At 72.7% G+C, this 16,654-nt stretch carries 13 protein-coding genes, 1 tRNA gene and 1 pseudogene; 10 read left to right on the top strand and 5 right to left on the bottom strand.

Annotated elements, in window-relative coordinates; genetic code table 11:
- Window positions 1–121 precede the first annotated feature (121 nt).
- The 7 genes and pseudogenes from EDD90_RS34195 (at window position 122) to EDD90_RS34165 (ending at window position 7,076) form a co-directional block, all read left to right on the top strand.
- Entirely contained in the window at window positions 122–1,075 is a 954-nt protein-coding gene (locus tag EDD90_RS34195; protein WP_123976737.1) for a phosphatase PAP2 family protein, read from the top strand.
- Entirely contained in the window at window positions 972–2,147 is a 1,176-nt protein-coding gene (locus tag EDD90_RS34190; protein ID WP_260328289.1) for a hypothetical protein, read from the top strand. The genes EDD90_RS34195 and EDD90_RS34190 overlap by 104 nt, the downstream gene beginning before the upstream one ends.
- Window positions 2,138–3,733 (top strand): hypothetical protein, encoded by a 1,596-nt coding sequence (locus EDD90_RS34185; RefSeq protein WP_123976736.1) that lies wholly within the window; start codon window positions 2,138–2,140, stop codon window positions 3,731–3,733. Before EDD90_RS34190 ends, EDD90_RS34185 begins: the two co-directional genes overlap by 10 nt.
- A gap of 184 nt (window positions 3,734–3,917) precedes the next feature.
- On the top strand, window positions 3,918–5,279 hold the full coding sequence (locus tag EDD90_RS34180; protein ID WP_185149318.1) for an AAA family ATPase: 1,362 nt from the start codon (window positions 3,918–3,920) through the stop codon (window positions 5,277–5,279).
- Window positions 5,280–5,909: 630 nt separating this feature from the next.
- Entirely contained in the window at window positions 5,910–6,272 is a 363-nt protein-coding gene (locus EDD90_RS34175) for a hypothetical protein (RefSeq protein ID WP_123976735.1), read from the top strand.
- A 41-nt stretch (window positions 6,273–6,313) separates the two neighbouring features.
- Window positions 6,314–7,012 (top strand): annotated as a pseudogene (locus EDD90_RS34170) (bifunctional DNA primase/polymerase); the annotation flags it as partial.
- Window positions 7,003–7,076, top strand: a tRNA-Lys gene (locus tag EDD90_RS34165). The pseudogene EDD90_RS34170 and the gene EDD90_RS34165, both read left to right, overlap by 10 nt.
- A 69-nt stretch (window positions 7,077–7,145) precedes the next feature.
- Here the strand turns inward: EDD90_RS34165 and EDD90_RS34160 are convergent.
- Complete coding sequence (locus tag EDD90_RS34160; protein WP_123981947.1) at window positions 7,146–8,393, bottom strand: M6 family metalloprotease domain-containing protein; 1,248 nt, start codon at window positions 8,391–8,393, stop codon at window positions 7,146–7,148.
- 371 nt (window positions 8,394–8,764) lie between these two features.
- On the opposite strand from EDD90_RS34160, the gene EDD90_RS34155 reads away from it, so the two are divergent.
- Window positions 8,765–10,609: a bifunctional diguanylate cyclase/phosphodiesterase gene (locus EDD90_RS34155; protein ID WP_123976733.1), complete on the top strand. Its 1,845-nt coding sequence runs from the start codon at window positions 8,765–8,767 to the stop codon at window positions 10,607–10,609.
- Here the strand turns inward: EDD90_RS34155 and EDD90_RS34150 are convergent.
- The 3 genes from EDD90_RS34150 to EDD90_RS34140 all read right to left on the bottom strand — a co-directional run bounded on the left by EDD90_RS34150 (window position 10,579) and on the right by EDD90_RS34140 (window position 13,416).
- The gene (locus EDD90_RS34150) at window positions 10,579–11,676 is read right to left on the bottom strand and encodes an LLM class flavin-dependent oxidoreductase (RefSeq protein ID WP_123976732.1); all 1,098 of its coding nucleotides are present in this window, start codon (window positions 11,674–11,676) and stop codon (window positions 10,579–10,581) included. The genes EDD90_RS34155 and EDD90_RS34150 overlap by 31 nt on opposite strands.
- 211 nt (window positions 11,677–11,887) lie before the next feature.
- Window positions 11,888–12,619 (bottom strand): aspartate/glutamate racemase family protein, encoded by a 732-nt coding sequence (locus EDD90_RS34145; RefSeq protein ID WP_123976731.1) that lies wholly within the window; start codon window positions 12,617–12,619, stop codon window positions 11,888–11,890.
- Window positions 12,616–13,416: an aspartate/glutamate racemase family protein gene (locus tag EDD90_RS34140; protein ID WP_123976730.1), complete on the bottom strand. Its 801-nt coding sequence runs from the start codon at window positions 13,414–13,416 to the stop codon at window positions 12,616–12,618. Before EDD90_RS34140 ends, EDD90_RS34145 begins: the two co-directional genes overlap by 4 nt.
- A 161-nt stretch (window positions 13,417–13,577) precedes the next feature.
- Here EDD90_RS34140 and EDD90_RS34135 point away from each other — a divergent pair, with 161 nt between their 5' ends.
- Window positions 13,578–14,531: a D-2-hydroxyacid dehydrogenase gene (locus EDD90_RS34135; RefSeq protein ID WP_123976729.1), complete on the top strand. Its 954-nt coding sequence runs from the start codon at window positions 13,578–13,580 to the stop codon at window positions 14,529–14,531.
- Window positions 14,532–14,547: 16 nt separating this feature from the next.
- Window positions 14,548–15,963, top strand: a complete 1,416-nt coding sequence (locus EDD90_RS34130; RefSeq protein ID WP_123976728.1) for an amidase — start codon at window positions 14,548–14,550, stop codon at window positions 15,961–15,963.
- A gap of 162 nt (window positions 15,964–16,125) precedes the next feature.
- Here the strand turns inward: EDD90_RS34130 and EDD90_RS34125 are convergent, their stop codons facing one another.
- A complete protein-coding gene (locus EDD90_RS34125; protein ID WP_185149317.1) occupies window positions 16,126–16,620 on the bottom strand; it encodes a DUF3830 family protein in 495 nt (164 codons plus the stop codon).
- Window positions 16,621–16,654: the final 34 nt, after the last annotated feature.

Here is a 16,654-nt window from a genome sequence, read left to right as displayed (position 1 = left end):
CACTCCCCGCGTCTTTGAGGTCTGAGCACCCCGCATGGGCGGGCACGCGTACACCGTAAAGTGTCACGGTCGGCCCGCCGGGGGCGGCACAGACAAGGGACGAGAAGGGGGAGGCAGTCGGATGCCGCAGACCGAGAAACCAGGCACCGAGGTGACTTCGGGCACCCGACTGCGCTGGTGGACCGAGCTGCCGCTGATCCTGCTGGTGTACGGCTGCTACCTGGCCGGCCGCCTGCTCGCGCGCACAGACACCTCCGGCGCCGTCGACCACGGTCTGGCGATCCTGCGCGTCGAGAAGACCCTGCGCCTCAACGCCGAGCACCCGCTCAACCGCCTCTTCACCCGCGAGGCCTGGCTCGGCATACCCGCCGACTTCTGGTACGCCTCGCTGCACTACATCGTCACGCCGGTGATCCTGGTCTGGCTGTTCCGCAAGCGCTCCGAGATCTACCGGCAGGCCCGCACCTGGCTGATGACGTCCACGTTCATCGGTCTGATCGGCTTCACCCTGCTGCCCACCTGCCCGCCCCGGCTGCTGGAGGCGAAGTACGGCTTCGTCGACACCATGGCCCAGTACAGCTCGTACGGCTGGTGGGGCGGCGAGGCCAGCGCCCCGCGCGGGATGGGCGGCATGACCAACCAGTACGCGGCGATGCCGAGCCTGCACTGCGGCTGGGCGCTTTGGTGCGGGGTGATGCTGTGGCGGTACGGCAACTCCCGGCTGACCAAGGTGCTCGGCGTGGCGTACCCGCTGCTGACCGCGATCGTCGTGATGGGCACCGCCAACCACTACTTCCTGGACGCGGTCGCGGGCGTCGCCGTGATGGGCGCCGGGCTCCTGCTCGCGCCGTACGTGATGCGGGTCGCGGACGCGATCCGGGTCCGGATCGTCCCGGGCGCCTCCCCCGTCGCAGCGCGCTCGCAGGGCGCAGATTCCCCCGTTGTCAGTGGCGGATGCCAGACTTCGGCGGGTGAGCGAATTCCATCGCAGCGCGAGTCCCGGCTCGCCTCCGGAGCCGAACCGGACGCCTCCCCGTCAGACGCGGGGGACGGCGCTCCGGCAACAGCTCGCTGAGCTGCGCGGCCCCGACGTCCCCGCCAAGGCCCTCGACGCGCGCGCCCTCGCGGCGCTCGCCGCGAACCCGGGGTGCCGCAGGCGGGCGATCCTGGACGGGGCCGGGGTGGACAAGACCGCGCTGGCGAGCGCCCTCGGCTCGCCGGCGGCCTTCGGCCAGTCGCAGTTCGCGCTGACCCGGGGCAACGCCTTCGAGGCGAAGGTGAAGGCGGACGGCGGGGCCGAGTTGCTGCGGCTGGTGCGCAGGCACCTCGATCCGGGCGCCGAGCCGGCCGAGCGGGCCGCCGTGCCCGACCTGTCCGCGACCGGCCCGGAGGGGCGCACGGCCCGTACGGCGCTCGCACTGCGCGAGGCCGTCGAAGCGGGTGGCTGGTCGCTGTTCGACCACCCGATGCTGGCCCTGGACGTGGCCGGCTCCCCCGCGTTCCTGGAGCCGGACGCGGTGGTCGTGCACCCCGACGGCAGCTGGACGGTCGTGGAGATCAAGTCCTTCCCGATGGTGGACGGTTCGGCGGACCCGGCGAAGGTGGGCGCCGCCGCGCGGCAGGCGGCCGTGTATGTGCTGGCCCTGGAGAAGGTCGCGGTCCGGCTCGACCCGGCCCCGCGGGTGCGCCACGACGTGCTGCTGGTCTGCCCCAAGGACTTCTCCAACCTGCCCACCGCCTCCGCGGTGGACGTCCGCAAGCAGCGCGCGGTCACCGCCCGTCAGCTGGACCGGCTCACCCGCATCCAGGACATCGCCGACACCCTCCCCGAGGGCACCTGCTTCGCCCCGGACCTGCCGGCCGAACAGCTCACGGCGGCCGTGGAGGCCGTCCCTGCGACCTACGCGCCCGAGTGCCTGTCCACCTGCGAGCTGGCCTTCCACTGCCGGCAGCGCTCCCAGGCGGCCGACGAGGTCACCGCGCTCGGCCGCGCGGTCCGCGCCGAGCTGGGCGGACTGACCACGGTCGAGGACGTCCTGTCGGCGGCGCGCGGCGAGAGCGGCGACCCCGACGACCCGGCGGTAGCGGCCCTGAGAAGGGCGGCGGCCCTGCGGGCGGAGGCACTTCAGGGGGCCGCGTGTCCCTGATCACCACCCTCGCCCGTCTCGAAGCCGTGAGCACGGGCACCGCACAGCCCGCCGCGACCGTCCGCCACCGGCATCTGTCCGAGCGCCCGCTCGTCCTCGTGCCGCTCACCACCGCCGGTGAGGCCGGTGCCCCGCTCGGCGCGCTGGTCGGCACCGACCGGGACGCGCCGCGCCTGCTCGTCGTACCCCAGCCGCGCGACCGCGACCTGCGGTTCGCCTTCCTCGCCGAACTCGCCGACGTCGTCCTGCCGTACCTGGACTCCTTCGCCGACGACGTCGAGGCCGCCGAGCGCACCGAGACCGACCCGGAGACCGGCAAGCGGGTCAAGGTCGAGGTCGAACTGTGCGCGGACGCCCCCCAGCTGATCGTGCCGGGCCGCGCGGGCATCGAGTACGTACGGCTGCTGGGCCGCTCGATGCGGTTCCGGCGCACGGCCGAGCAGGACCCCGAGGCGCCCTACCCGGCACCGCCCCGGGTGCCGTTGCTCGGCCGCTGGCTCACCCACTTCGGCGAGCGCGCCCGGGTGCCCGGCTCCTCCCTGCTGCTCGCCATGACGGACCTGCTGTCCCGGCACTGGGCGACCGGCCAGTCCGGCATCGAGGACCAGCACCTGGGCGCGCTGCTCGCCTGGATAGACCCTCCGGAGGGCAGCACGGGCGCGGCGGCCGCGCGCACGGCCGAGCTCGCGCGGGACTCCGACGGCCAGTTGGTGTGGCCGCCGGCCGGGCCCGCCACCGACCCGGCGTTCGACAACAAGCTGCTGGCCCCCGCCTTCGAGCGCTACGACCGGACCCGCACCGCCCTGGCCGCCGCCGAGGACGGCCTCCAGGCCGACGACCGGCTGGCGATCCTCACCGCCGCCGAGCGGGAGATCCGCGACCTCGTCGAGAGCCGGACCCGGCCCACCTGGGACGCGGTCTGGCGCGGCCTCGACCTGCTGCACCGGCTGCCGGAGGGTGCCCGGGCCGAGGAGCGGTGGACCCGCGACCGCTGGTCGTTCACCGGCCACCGGGACCGGGTCGTGGCCGGCGAGCCGCCGCAGCCGCGCCGCGACGACGCGGTCACCGCCGCGAACAAGCTGGCCACGCGCGAACGCGAACAGGCCCGCCTCGACGCCCAGGAGGCGCTCGACGACCCGCTGGTGATGGCGGGGCGGCGGCTGACCGGGGAGGCGTTCGCGGGCGAGGTCCTCGATGTCGTCATGGCGTACAGCGAGGGGAAGCGGCCGAGCCCGCGCCCGTTGGTGACGGTGCGCACGGAGGACCGGCCGCAGCTGGGCGAGCGAGCCAAGGCCTACCGCTCACTGGGCGGCAAGCCGCAGTCCATGGAGTTCGCCGGGTACGAGGCCGAGGGGGTCGTCGTCCTGCGGGTGCTGGACAAGATGGGCCGGGGCAAGGAACCGGAGCCCGGATCGGTCCCGGAGAAGGGCGACCGGCTCACCTTCACCCTGTTCGAACACGAGCAGCGCGGCGGGGCGAAGCTGCCCGACCCGGAGGCGACCCCGTGGACACACGGCGGGCCGCCGGGCGAGGCGGCCACCGTGCCCGAAAACGCCGACCTCATGACCGAGGAGGACCTGCTTTGAACCCTCCCCCTCGCGGACGAGAGGGATTCCTGGCTCACGCCGCTCGATCGTTCAGCGAACAACCGAGTCTTCCACGATCAGCACCAGCCGGGTTGGAACCAGCCCGGTTTGCCCCAGAAATCGGAATTGTTGCGCTGGCTTGGTTCTCGCTCAGCACACAGCAACGTTACCAACTGTCACCCGAATGGCACAAGTTGTGACCGATCGCGCCCAGGAAGCCCATTTCGACCCCGGCACGGCCGCCGCGCAGGCCACCGCCGCGATCCTCCACGACACCCTGCACGGCACCGACCGTGGCGTGGTCGTCGACTCCCCGCCGGGTGCCGGCAAGTCCACGCTCGTGGTCCGCGCGGCGCTCGAACTCGCCGACGCGGGCCGCCCGCTGATGGTGGTCGCGCAGACGAACGCACAGGTCGACGACCTGGTCCTGCGGCTCGCCGAGAAGAACCCCGAGCTCCCCGTCGGCCGGCTGCACAGCAGTGACGCCGACCCGTACGACAAGGCGCTGGACGACCTGCCGAACGTCCGCAAGTCGTCGAAGGCGGCCGATCTCGGAGAGGCGTCGGTCGTGCTGTCCACCGCCGCGAAGTGGGCGCACGTCCAGGTGGACGAGCCCTGGCGGCACGCGATCGTCGACGAGGCGTACCAGATGCGCTCGGACTCGCTGCTGGCCGTGGCCGGTCTGTTCGAGCGGGCGCTGTTCGTGGGCGACCCCGGCCAGCTGGACCCGTTCGCGATCGTGGGCAGCGAGCAGTGGGCGGGCCTGTCGTACGACCCCTCGGCCTCCGCCGTCTCCACGCTCCTGGCCCACAACCCGGGCCTCCCCCAGCACCGCCTCCCGGTCTCCTGGCGCCTGCCGGCCTCCGCGGCCCCGCTCGTCTCCGGCGCGTTCTACCCGTACACCCCGTTCCGCAGCGGCACCGGCCACGGCGACCGGAGTCTCGCCTTCGCCGTCCCCTCCGACGGCTCGGGACCCGACCAGGTCATCGACGAGGCGGCGGAGTCCGGCTGGGGCCTGCTGGAGCTGCCCGCCCGGCACACCCCGCGCACCGACCCGGAGGCGGTCCGGGCGGTGGCGACGGTCGTACGACGGCTGCTCGACCGGGGCGGCGCGGCGACCTCGGAGCGCTCACCCGACCCCGCGCCCCTGACCCCCGACCGGATCGCGGTCGGCACGGCCCACCGGGACCAGGCGGCGGCGGTCCGCGCGGCCCTGGCGGAACTGGGCGTGAGCGATGTCACGGTCGACACGGCGAATCGGCTCCAGGGGCGCGAGTACGACGTCACGGTGGTCCTGCACCCGCTCTCCGGCCGCCCGGACGCCACCGCCTTCCACCTGGAGACGGGCCGCCTGTGCGTCCTGGCCTCCCGCCACCGCCACGCCTGCATCGTGGTCTGCCGGGCCGGTGTGACCGACCTCCTGGACGACTACCCGTCGACGGAACCGGTCCAGCTGGGCACGCTCGTGAAGTTCCCGGACGGCTGGGAGGCGAACCACGCGGTGCTGGCGCATCTGGCCGAACACCGGGTGACCTGGCGACCCTGAGCACTGCCTCGGCGGCCGCCCGACCGGCCTCGGCTACCACGCCCCCATCCGCCGGACGGAGTCCGGCGCGCCGCCGGAGGCGGCCGATGGTCACAGCCCCGGACGGCTGGGAGGCGAACCACGCGGTGCTGGCGCATCTGGCCGAACACCGGGTGACCTGGCGACCCTGAGCACTGCCTCGGCGGCCGGGCGACCGGCCTCGGCTGCCACGCCCCCATCCGCCGGACGGAGTCCGGCGCGCCGCCGGAGGCGGCCGATGGTCACAGCCCCGGACGGCTGGGAGGCGAACCACGCGGTGCTGGCGCATCTGGCCGAACACCGGGTGACCTGGCGACCCTGAGCACTGCCTCGGCGGCCGCCCGACCGGCCTCGGCTGCCACGCCCCCATCCGCCGGACGGAGTCCGGCGCGCCGCCGGAGGCGGCCGATGGTCACAGCCCCGGACGGCTGGGAGGCGAACCACGCGGTGCTGGCGCATCTGGCCGAACACCGGGTGACCTGGCGACCCTGAGCACTGCCTCGGCGGCCGGGCGAGCACTGTGTCAGCTGTCGGCCTCAGGGTGCTCTTGCGCGGGCGCGAGACAATGGTCGGTGGCCATCGAACCGTAGAACCGTACGAGGAGGACCAGACATGGCGGAGCCCACGCCGCGTCGGAACGAACCGCGGCTACGCCCCGCGCCCCTGCTCTTCGAGCCCGTGGAAGCGGTCGCCGACCCGGAGCACTTCTTCAACCTGGAGTCCATCGAGGACCCCCGGGCGTTGCTGGCGCGCGCGACCGAGCTGACCCAGGCGTTCCGGGCGGCCACCGACCGGGCGGTGGAGTTCCAGGCCATGGCGGCCGCGCAACTCGCCGACCCGCGGCGTTTCGACCGGCTGACCCCGGCCGACATCGCCGAGCGGGCCGAGTGGACCGAGGACTATGCGAAGAAGATGGTCGAGTTCGGCCGGGACCTGCTGAGGGGTGCGGAAGGGCAGGGACCCGAGCAGATCTAGCACGGGCGGCTGTCCGGCCCTGGCGGACGGCATATGCCAGGCGGGCAAGATACGCCCCTCCGCTCCGCCCTGTCCCGTTTTCCGGCAACTCACAGAGAGCGGATGCTCACCGGGGGTATCAATTCCCCATGAGCAGCAACCCGTACGAGACACCTCTCCGCGGCCTCGGTGACCTCGGCGACGCCGCCGGGGTCACCGCCGACGGAGCCGCCTGGCTCGCCTCGGCAGGAACGTATCCGCGGAGCACGCTCGCGTTCTGGGAGGAGCGGCCGGACGCCCCGGTCGTCCTGCCCTGCGGTACCGCCTTCGACGTGGTGAACGCCCCGGCGATGTTCGGCCGCCGCATGCTGGACCGGTTGTGGGGCGAGGGGCCGGGCTCCGGGCCGGTCGCGGTGTTCCAGGGCCGGATGCTCCTGTTCACCGCTCCCGGCACCGCCGCGCGGCTGCCCTCGCTGCTGGGCTGGGAGGAGTGGGGCGGCCGCGGCCAGGGCGTGCCGCCGCTGCTGTGCCACGGCACCGGCGACGCGGTGACCGTGCCGGCGCCGAGCGGCGACCGGTCCGCCCCCGCCCCGGCCGGTTCCCGCTGGCTGGTCGCCCCGGACACCCGGCACCCGTGGCTGCCGGGCCCCGAGATCCTGCTGTGGGCGGCGGTACGGGCGGCCCGCTCGACCGTGCGGATATCGATTTTTCCTCCCGCCGATCAGGATGCTAATGTCTACGACGTCAGCAGGCGCCGCTAGCTCAGTTGGTTAGAGCAGCTGACTCTTAATCAGCGGGTCCGGGGTTCGAGTCCCTGGCGGCGCACGCGAAGTAGTAGACGGTTGGGCCAAGCTCCTGAGAGCTTGGCCCAACCGTTTTTGCGCTTCCAGGGCCTCAGCCCAGCCCAACCGACTCTCCCGGGTCGTCCGGCTCTCCGGGGGTGATCTTCACATTCCAGGCGCCGGTCGCCGTCCGCCCCTCCACCTCCACCTTCACGCCGTCTCCCGGCACCGTGAAGGTCTCGCCGAGGGAGACCGGGGCGTCCGCGAGGGGCGGGTAGACCGAGTTCTCCCAGCAGGCCTCGGTGCGCGGATGGGCGTCGACCACCTCGATGGGACCGCCGCCGGAGGCCGCCTCGCCGCGGACCCGGTAGACCAGGATGCCCTGCCGGCAGGCGGTGCTGTCGTTGCCGGACGCGCCGCGCGCCTCGAAGGCCAGCACGGTGTCCGCACCGGTGCGCACCAGCGCCAGCTTCGTACCGTTGCCGAGCCCGAAGGCCGGGGCGCCCGCGGCGCCCTGCACCGGCACCGGCACCCCGGGCCCGGCCGACAGCGGCTCCAGGGTCAGCCGGGTCGGCCCGGCCCCCCGTACGCACACCACCTGGCGCGGATCCAGCCATCCCAGCTTCCACTTGTGCCAGGCGAACAGATCCGGGGACAGTCCGAACTGGCTTCCCATCAGATCCCAGTCGCCGACGTACGTGTCCCAGTCGCCCTTCCCGTCCTCCGGACGGTGGTAGAGGTCGGGGAGGTCGAAGAGATGACCGGTCTCATGGGCGAGAACCAGCCGGTCCGGCGGATGCTTCTCGAAGACGGTGACGACCCGGCGGACGTCCGCGCCGTCCAGGTGCATCGGGGTGCTCAGGTTGACCACCTTCGTGGCGTCGGAGTCGACTCCGGGCGCGTCGGGGTCGGCGACGAAGTACACGATGTCGTAGCGCGAGAAGTCGACCTCCGGATCGGCGGCCGCGAACGCGTCCCGCAGGTAGGCGGCCCGCAGGGCCATGCTCCAGTCGCGCTGCATGCCGTAGGCCACCGACGGCCGGGGCATCCGCAGCCAGTGCGTCAGCGGGTGCGGATGGATCGTGAACTTCCCGTAGGAGGCCTGCTCGTAGTAGCGGCTGGTGGCCGGGAAGTGGTCGGCGGCCAGCTCCGCCGGCGTGGTGCGCGGGGTGGCGTCGGGGAAGGAGAGGAACACCATCACGGCCGAAAGCGGGTGCGTCGGACGGGTGTAGGCGGCGTTCCAGGTGTCGAGACCCTCGGAGTGGTGCGCGTCGGTGCGGTGCAGGGCACAGGGAGCCGTGGAGAACGGCTCGGCGACCGACGGTCCGGTCAGGATCGTCGTCGTGACGAGCGCCGCCATCGTGGTGGACACGGCGGCGGTGCTGCGCAGCGGGAGACGCGGCACGGAAGGACCTCCGGGGCGGTTCGCGGGACACCGCACCCAGCCTGCGTGGGTTTGTCATTATATGTCCTGTTCATCTGCACCAGAAGGGTGAGGGATCCCCTGGTGACCCATGGGCTACCCGAACGGCCGACACCCCGAGAAACTCACGGAACGTCACAAGTGGTCGGGCGGCTCAAGAACCCGTCCAGGTGCGGGCAGAAACGATCTGTCAGAACCGCCCGTTCATCGGGGACACTGGACAGTGGCTGGAAGGCCCTCGGGCCAGCCTCTATGATCGGCACACTTTCCTGCACGGACCGAGATCGAGTGCACTGCGGGAGCGAGCGGTGAGCGGAACGTCCGAAGGGCCGACGCCCGCGGCAGACCTCGACCGGTCCGCCGTCACAGTGAGTGACAAGACCTATCGGAAGTCGTACGACGAGACAACCGACCAGAAGACATACGAACACGCCTTCACGGGCGCCGCGCTGCCCATGGCCGTCGTCGACCGCGAGGGCCTCGTGACCACCGCCAACGAGGCGTTCGGCACCCTGATCGGCGCCGACCCGGCCGGCCTGCCCGGGCGGGTCGCCGCGGATCTGCTGGACCTGGCCTCCGACGCCCGTACCTGGCACGCCTATCGCGAGGTACTGCGCGGCCGGAACGCCAAGCTGCGCTGCACCCGGCGGCTGAAGCATCCCGACGGGCACTCGGTGTGGGCCCAGGTCACCATCTCGCCGCTGGCGAAGGACCGGCCGGGTGTGCTGCTGTCGGTCTCCGACATCAGCGAGCGCCGCGAACTCCAGGCCCGGCTGCGGCACTTGCAGATGCACGACCCCGTAACCCGGCTGCCCAACCGGACGTTGTTCTTCGAGCGGCTGTCGGCCGCGCTGGAGGCGGAGTCGTACGAGCAGAGCGGCACCGGCCGGATCGGCCTGTGCTACCTGGACCTCGACGGCTTCAAGGCGGTCAACGACACCCTCGGCCACCGGGTCGGCGACCGGCTGCTGGCCGCCGTCGCCGAGCGGCTGACCCGGGTCTGCGACGAGGCCGGCTTCGCGCGGGCCGGGGCGCCGCTGGTGGCCCGGCTCGGCGGCGACGAGTTCGCGCTGCTGGTCGAGGACTCGACGGGCACCGAGCAGTTGGCCGATCTGGCCGAGTCGGCGCTGGCCGCCCTCCAGGCGCCGTTCGACCTGGCCGGGCAGCGGCTGTCGGTGTCGGCGTCGATCGGGGTGGTGGAACGCCACGCGGCGGGCACGACCGCGACCGGTCTGATGCAGGCCGCCGACACGACGCTCTACTGGGCGAAGGCCGACGGCAAGTCCCGCTGGACGCTCTTCGACCCGGAGCGCAACGCCCACCGGATGACCCGCCAGGCGCTCTCCTCCACCCTGCGGCCGGCCATCGAACGCGGCGAGTTCGTGCTCGAGTACCAGCCGCTGGTGGGGATGGAGGACGGCCGGCTGAGCGGTGTCGAGGCCCTGGTCCGCTGGCACCATCCGCAGTTCGGCACACTGACGCCGAATCGGTTCATCGGACTTGCCGAGGAGGACGGCTCGATCGTCCCGCTGGGCCGCTGGGCCCTGACCACCGCCTGCCGCCAGGCCCGCCGCTGGCAGCTGGACCACCCCGGCGAGCCGCCGATCTTCGTCAGCGTCAACGTCGCGGTCCGCCAGGTCTGGGACTCGGACTTGGTGACGGATGTCGCCGCGACCCTCGCCGAGACCGGGCTGGCCCCGCACCTGCTCCAGCTGGAGCTGACCGAGTCGGCGGTCATGGGCTCGGCGGGCCGCCCGCTGCAGGCCCTCCAGGCCCTCAGCGACATGGGCGTCCGGATCGCCATCGACGACTTCGGCACCGGCTACTCGAACCTCGCCTACCTCAGCCGCCTCCCGGTCTCGGTCCTGAAGCTGGACGGCTCCTTCGTACGGGGCTTCCAGTACGACGACCCGGGCGACCGCCCCAACCCGGCGGACGAGGTGGTGGTGGAGGCGATGATCCAGCTGGCCCACCGCCTCGGCCTGACCGTCACCGCCGAATGCGTCGAGACCTCGGCGCAGGCATCCCGCCTGCGTCACATCGGCTGCGACACCGGCCAGGGGTGGCTCTACTCCCGGCCGGTGACGGCGGACCGTATCTCCGAACTGCTGGACACCAAGTCCTACGCGGACACCCCGGTCGGCAACCCGTAGGCGTCGGCGATCAGCCCGTAGGAGCGCAGCCGCAGCTCGCCGCGGTGGGCGTGCGAGGTGAGCATCAGCTCGTCGGCGCCGGTGCGCTTGTGCAGGTCGTCGAGACCGGCGCGGACCTCGTCGGCGGTGCCGTGCACGATGTTGGACGTCCAGGACTGCACGAACTCCTCCTCCATCGGGGTGAACTCGTGCTTGTCGGCCTCGTCCGGGTCGGGGAACAGCCCCGGCCGCCCGGTGCGCAGCCGCAGCATGTTCAGCGCGCCGGCCCGCACCTGGCGCCGCGCCTCGCGTTCGTCGTCCATCGCGAGGGTGGAGACGCCGATGAGGGCGTAGGGCTCGTCGAGGACGGCGGACGGGCTGAAGGACTCGCGGTACAGGTCGAGCGCGGGGACGGTGTTCTGCGCGGAGAAGTGGTGCGCGAAGGCGAACGGCAGCCCGAGCATGCCGGCGAGCCGGGCGCTGAACCCGGAGGAGCCGAGCAGCCAGATCGGCGGCCGGTGCGGGGACTGCACACCGCCGGGGGTCGTGCTCTGGACCGGCCCGGGGATGGCGTGGATCCTGCGGTACGGATGCCCGTCCGGGAAGTCGTCGTCGAGGAACCGGGTGAGCTCGACGAGCTGCTGGGGGAAATCGTCGGCGCCCTCGTTGAGGGTCTGGGTACGGCGGAGCGCGGCCGCCGTGGCCCCGTCCGTCCCGGGCGCCCGCCCGAGCCCCAGGTCGACCCGCCCCGGGGCCAGCGCCTCCAGGGTCCCGAACTGCTCGGCGATGACGAGCGGCGCGTGGTTGGGCAGCATCACGCCGCCCGAGCCCAGCCGGATCCGCTCCGTGTGGGCGGCGAGGTGGGCGAGGATCACGGCGGGTGAGGAGGAGGCCACACCTGGCATCGAGTGGTGCTCGGCGACCCAGTACCGGTGGAACCCGCGTGCCTCGGTGAGCCGCGCGAGTTCGACGCTGGTGCGCAGGGCGTCGGTGGCGGTACTGCCGGTGCCGACGGTCACCAGATCCAGTACGGAGAGGGGGACGGGGGCGGTCCCGTGCGTGATGCCCCGGATCTCGTCTGCCGACACGGTGAGAGCCTCCTGATCGCGGCGGTGAACTGTACTGAGGGGCGATAACAGGAGGAGGTCTCCGTTTATTCCGCGCCGCTTGCTTCTTGTTCCTCTTGTTCCTCGCTTCCAGAACGGCCGAGTCGGGTGGTGGGTGGGCGAAGGTCCCGGGGGTCCAGGGGGCGGACCCCCCGCGGAGCCCCCCGCGGAGCCCCCTGGTGCGGCACCCCTGTCAGACCTGCACGATCGGCTCGCGGGTGAACAGCGTGCCCAGCGCCGGCGCGTTCACTCGCCGGTCCGCCAGCCTCAGCCCCTCCCACACGGTCACCTGGTTCGCCGTGAGCACCGGCTTGGACAGCGCCTTCTCCAGCAGGGACAGGTGCGCCGCCGTATGCAGCGCCGTGTCCGGAAGGAGCACCGCCTCGGCCTCCCCCGAGTCCGCGGCCCGCGCGAGGGTCAGCACCTCCTCCTCGCCCCACGTCCCCACCTCCGCCGCCGTGACGATCCCCGCCGACCGCGTCCCGGTCACCTCAAGGCCTCCGGCCCGCAGGAAGTCGGCGAAGAGCGCGGCCACGTCGTCCGGGTAGGTCGCGCCGACCGCCACCCGTCGTACCCCCAGCTCCCGCACCGCGTGCACGAAGGCGAAGGACGTCGAGGAGGCGGGCAGCCCGGCCGCCTGTGCGAGGGTGCGGACCTGCTGCTGGGCGCCTTCCCAGCCGTACACGAAGCTTCCGCTGGTGCAGGCCCACACCACCGCGTCGGCGCCCGCGAGCCGCAGCTCGGCCACGCCCGCCGCGAGGCGCTGGGCGGAGCCCATCTCGCGCAGCGCGTCCACCCGGTGCGCGTCCTCGCCGATGTCCGTGTGGACGACGTCCACCCGGACGTCGCTGCCGAGGAGCTGCTCGATACGGGGATAGTCGTCCTCGGCGGAGTGCCCCGGGTAGAGGAGTCCGAGCGCTGTCATGTCCACCCTTCCTGCTGTTCTTCCGGCAGTGCGGGCCAGTCACGCGACGACGCCGGTTCGTCCCGATGACGGATCAGCGCCTGATAAGGGCCCACCGCTCGGGTACCCATCCTGCGCAGCGCCGCCCACATCGTGACCTGGTTGGCCGACAGGACGGGGATGCGCAGTTCGGCCTCCAGCTGGGGGATGACGTCGTAGGTGGCGAGGTTGGTGCAGGAGATGAAGAGCGCGTCGGCGGCCCCGGGCCGTACCGCCTGCCGGGCCATGGCGACCACGTCCCGGTACGGCACCTGCCAGATGTGCCTGGTCAGCCCCATGAACGCACAGCCGGCGACCCGTACGCCCGCCTCCGCCACGTACTCCTGAAGGACCCGGGTGACCGAGACGGTGTACGGCGTGACCAGCGCGAGCCGTCGTACCCCCAGCTCGGTCAGCGCGTCGAGCAGCGCCCCGGACGTGGTCAGGGACGGCACCGCGCCGGAGCGGGTCATCGCCTCGCACATCGCGCGCTCGCCCGCGATGCCGCCGACGAAACTGCCGGAGGTGCAGGCGTAGGCGACGACCTCGGGTGCCACGGCCGTGAGCGCGCGCACCGCCTCGCCGAGGGTCTCGTGCTCGCTGACCAGCCGGGCCAGGTCGAGGCTGACCTCGACCGGCACGAACGGTGTCCTGGTCAGGTGCAGGGACACCTCGTCCGGCACCCAGCGCCACAGCTCGCGGTCGAGCGCGAAGTCGAAGGGCGCCACGACGCCCACACCGCGCTGGGGACGAGGCCCGCCCAGAAAGGAGACGTCCATGGGAAGTCACCGGCCTCACGTTGGAGATCGAGGAGGTAACGGTCGACGGATACGCCCGTGTTGACGAAGGTAGGTTCGGGTGCGAGCGTGGTCAATCCGCTCATGTCAGACGTTCCATCCGCCCATGTCAGACGCTGTCGGACACCGGGAGACCACCCCGCATGACGCCGCCCGTGCCCACTCTGCTGGTCCTCGACGCCGACCCGCCGCCGCGGCTCGGCCGGCTGACCGGCCGCGCCCGGATCGTGCACACCGACGCGGCGGGCCTCGCGTCCCGGCTGCCGGAGGCCGATGTCCTGCTCGTCTGGGACTTCGCCTCGCACGCCGTCCGCGAGGCCTGGCCGGGCGAGGGGCCGCGGCCGCGCTGGGTGCACACGGCGAGCGCGGGCGTCGACCATCTGATGTGCCCCGAGCTGGCCGCGTCGGACACGGTCGTCACCAACGCCCGCGGGATCTTCGACCGGCCGATCGCCGAGTACGTGGCCGCGCTGGTCCTCGCGATGGCCAAGGACCTTCCCCGGACTCTCGATCTGCAGCGGGAGCGGAGCTGGCGGCACCGCGAGGCGCGCCGGGTGGGCGGCACGCGCGCGTGTGTGGTCGGTTCCGGCCCGATCGGCCGGGCGATCGTACGCACCCTCAAGGCGCTCGACGTCACCACCGCGCTGGTCGGCCGGGTCCCGCGCACCGGTATCCACGGCCCCGACGACCTGGACCGGCTGATGTCCCGCGCGGACTGGGTGATCGCGGCGGCCCCGCTGACCGAGCAGACGTACGGCATGTTCGACGCGCACCGCTTCGGCGTGATGCAGCCGTCGGCGTGCTTCATCAACGTCGGCCGCGGTCCGCTGGTCGACGAGGACGCGCTGGTGCGGGCGCTGACCAGACGCTGGATAGCCGGCGCGGCCCTGGACGTCTTCGCTACCGAACCCCTGCCCGCCGACAGCCCGTTGTGGAACGTGCCGGGCCTGGTCGTCTCCCCGCACATGAGCGGGGACACGGTCGGCTGGCGGGACGAACTGGGCACGCAGTTCGTGGAGTTGTACGAGCGGTGGGCGGCGGGCAGATCTCTGGTGAACGTGGTCGACAAGAAGCGCGGATACGTGCCCGGTCACTGACTTTCGGGAGGGGACCATGGAACTCACCGACCTCACCGACCTCACCGCCCGGCAACTCCTCGACGGCTACCGCACCGGCGAGTTCGGCCCGGTGGAGGCGGTCCGGGCGGCGCTGGAACGGGCGGCGCGGATCCAGCCGGAGGTCAACGCCTTCGTCCGCCTCACCGAGGAGGACGCCCTGGCGCGGGCGCGGGCTTCGGAGGAGCGGTGGCGGCGGGGCGAGCCGCAGGGCCTGCTCGACGGGGTCCCGGTGACGGTCAAGGACATCCTCCTGATGCGCGGTCACCCGACCCTGCGCGGCTCCAGGACGATCCCGGCCGAAGGAAGCTGGGACGAGGACGCCCCCTCGGTCGCCCGGCTGCGCGAGCACGGCGCGGTGTTCATCGGGAAGACCACCACCCCCGAGTACGGCTGGAAGGGCGTCACGGACTCCCCGCTCTCCGGGATCACCCGCAACCCGTACGACCCCTCCCGCACCGCAGGCGGCTCCAGCGGCGGCAGCGCGGCGGCGGTGGCCCTGGGCGCGGGCCCGCTCTCCCTCGGCACGGACGGCGGCGGCAGCGTGCGCATCCCGGCGTCCTTCTGCGGGATCTTCGGGCTGAAACCCACGTACGGCCGCGTCCCGCTCTACCCCGCGAGCGCCTTCGGCACGCTGTCGCACGTGGGCCCGATGACCCGGGACGCAGCCGACGCGGCGCTGATGCTGGACGTGATCGGGGCTCCGGACGCCCGGGACTGGTCGGCCCTCGCCCCCGCGCCCGGCTCCTTCGTGGCGGGCCTGGCCGAAGGCGTCCGCGGCCTCCGGGTGGCCTTCTCCCCTTCCCTGGGCGGCCAGGTGGCGGTCCGCCCCGCGGTCGCGGCGGCGGTACGGCGGGCGGTGGCGGGGCTGGCCGGACTGGGGGCGTACGTCGAGGAGACCGACCCGGACTTCAGCGACCCGGTGGAGGCCTTCCAGGCGCTGTGGTTCGCGGGTGCCGCCCGGCTGACACAGCGCTTCTCCCCGCACCGGCGGGCGCTGCTCGACCCGGGGCTGCGGGAGATCTGTGCGCAGGGGGCACGGCTGAGCGCGCTGGACTATCTCGCGGCGGTGGACGTCCGGATGGACCTGGGCCGCCGGATGGGCCGATTCCACGAGCTTCACGACCTGCTGGTGACGCCGACGCTGCCGCTGACGGCGTTCGAGGCCGGCGCGGAGGTGCCGAGGGGGTCGGGACACCGCAGGTGGACGGGCTGGACCCCGTTCACCTACCCGTTCAACCTGACTCAGCAGCCGGCGGCGACGGTCCCGGTCGGGACGGACGCCGAAGGGTTGCCGGTGGGCCTGCAGATCGTGGCCGCGCGCCACCGCGACGACCTGGTCCTGCGGGCCGCCCACGCGCTGTACGAGGCGGGGGTGGCTTCGGCACCGCCGAGCACCGCCGCCGTGGCTTAGCGCCCTCGCGGCGGAAATGACGTACGAGCAGCACCGCGGAAGAAGAGCGAGCGGCGCGACGGCCAGGACGAGTTCGGCACCGCCGGACGGCGCCGTTGTGGCTGAGCGCCGTCGCGGCGCAGATGTGAGTGCGCGGCTCCGGAAGCGGGCGGCGGAGATCGGTCAGAGCGCCCGGAACGCCAGTCGTTCGCCCGCCGCGCCGTTCCGCCACAGGTCGTTGCAGGCGTCCGCCAGCTCCGCGAGGCCTTCGACGACCTCGCCCCACACGGTCCCCGGCACCCACCCCACGTCTCCGTTGAGCAGCAGGTTGTTGCGTTCGTAGAAGAGGGCCAGGTCGACCACGGTGGTACCGGCGCGCACCTCGCGGTCGTAGCCGTAGGCCTTCGTGCCCAACTCGGTGCCGGCGAAGGAGAAGTAGCAGAGGTCGCCGGGGATCGGGGTGACGGTCGGGTTCTCCAGGGGTGGTTCCGCCTCCGCGAATGGCGGGAACAGCGTGTAGATCTCGTTGCGGGCATACTTGGCGTGGTACACGTCGCCGACCAGCGGCAGGGCGTCCCAGACGGCGGCACAGGTCAGTGGAGCACGGTCGTCGAGCAGCCGGGCCATGGCGGTGACCCCGCGGCTGAACAGCGAGACTTCGATGCATCGATTGCCCATGCAACCCATGGTGCATAAGTCGGTTGGCCGAGGG

This window comes from Streptomyces sp. Ag109_O5-1, from assembly GCF_003814875.1.
Taxonomy (GTDB): domain Bacteria; phylum Actinomycetota; class Actinomycetes; order Streptomycetales; family Streptomycetaceae; genus Streptomyces; species Streptomyces sasae.
This window is presented reverse-complemented; position numbering and strand designations above follow the sequence as displayed.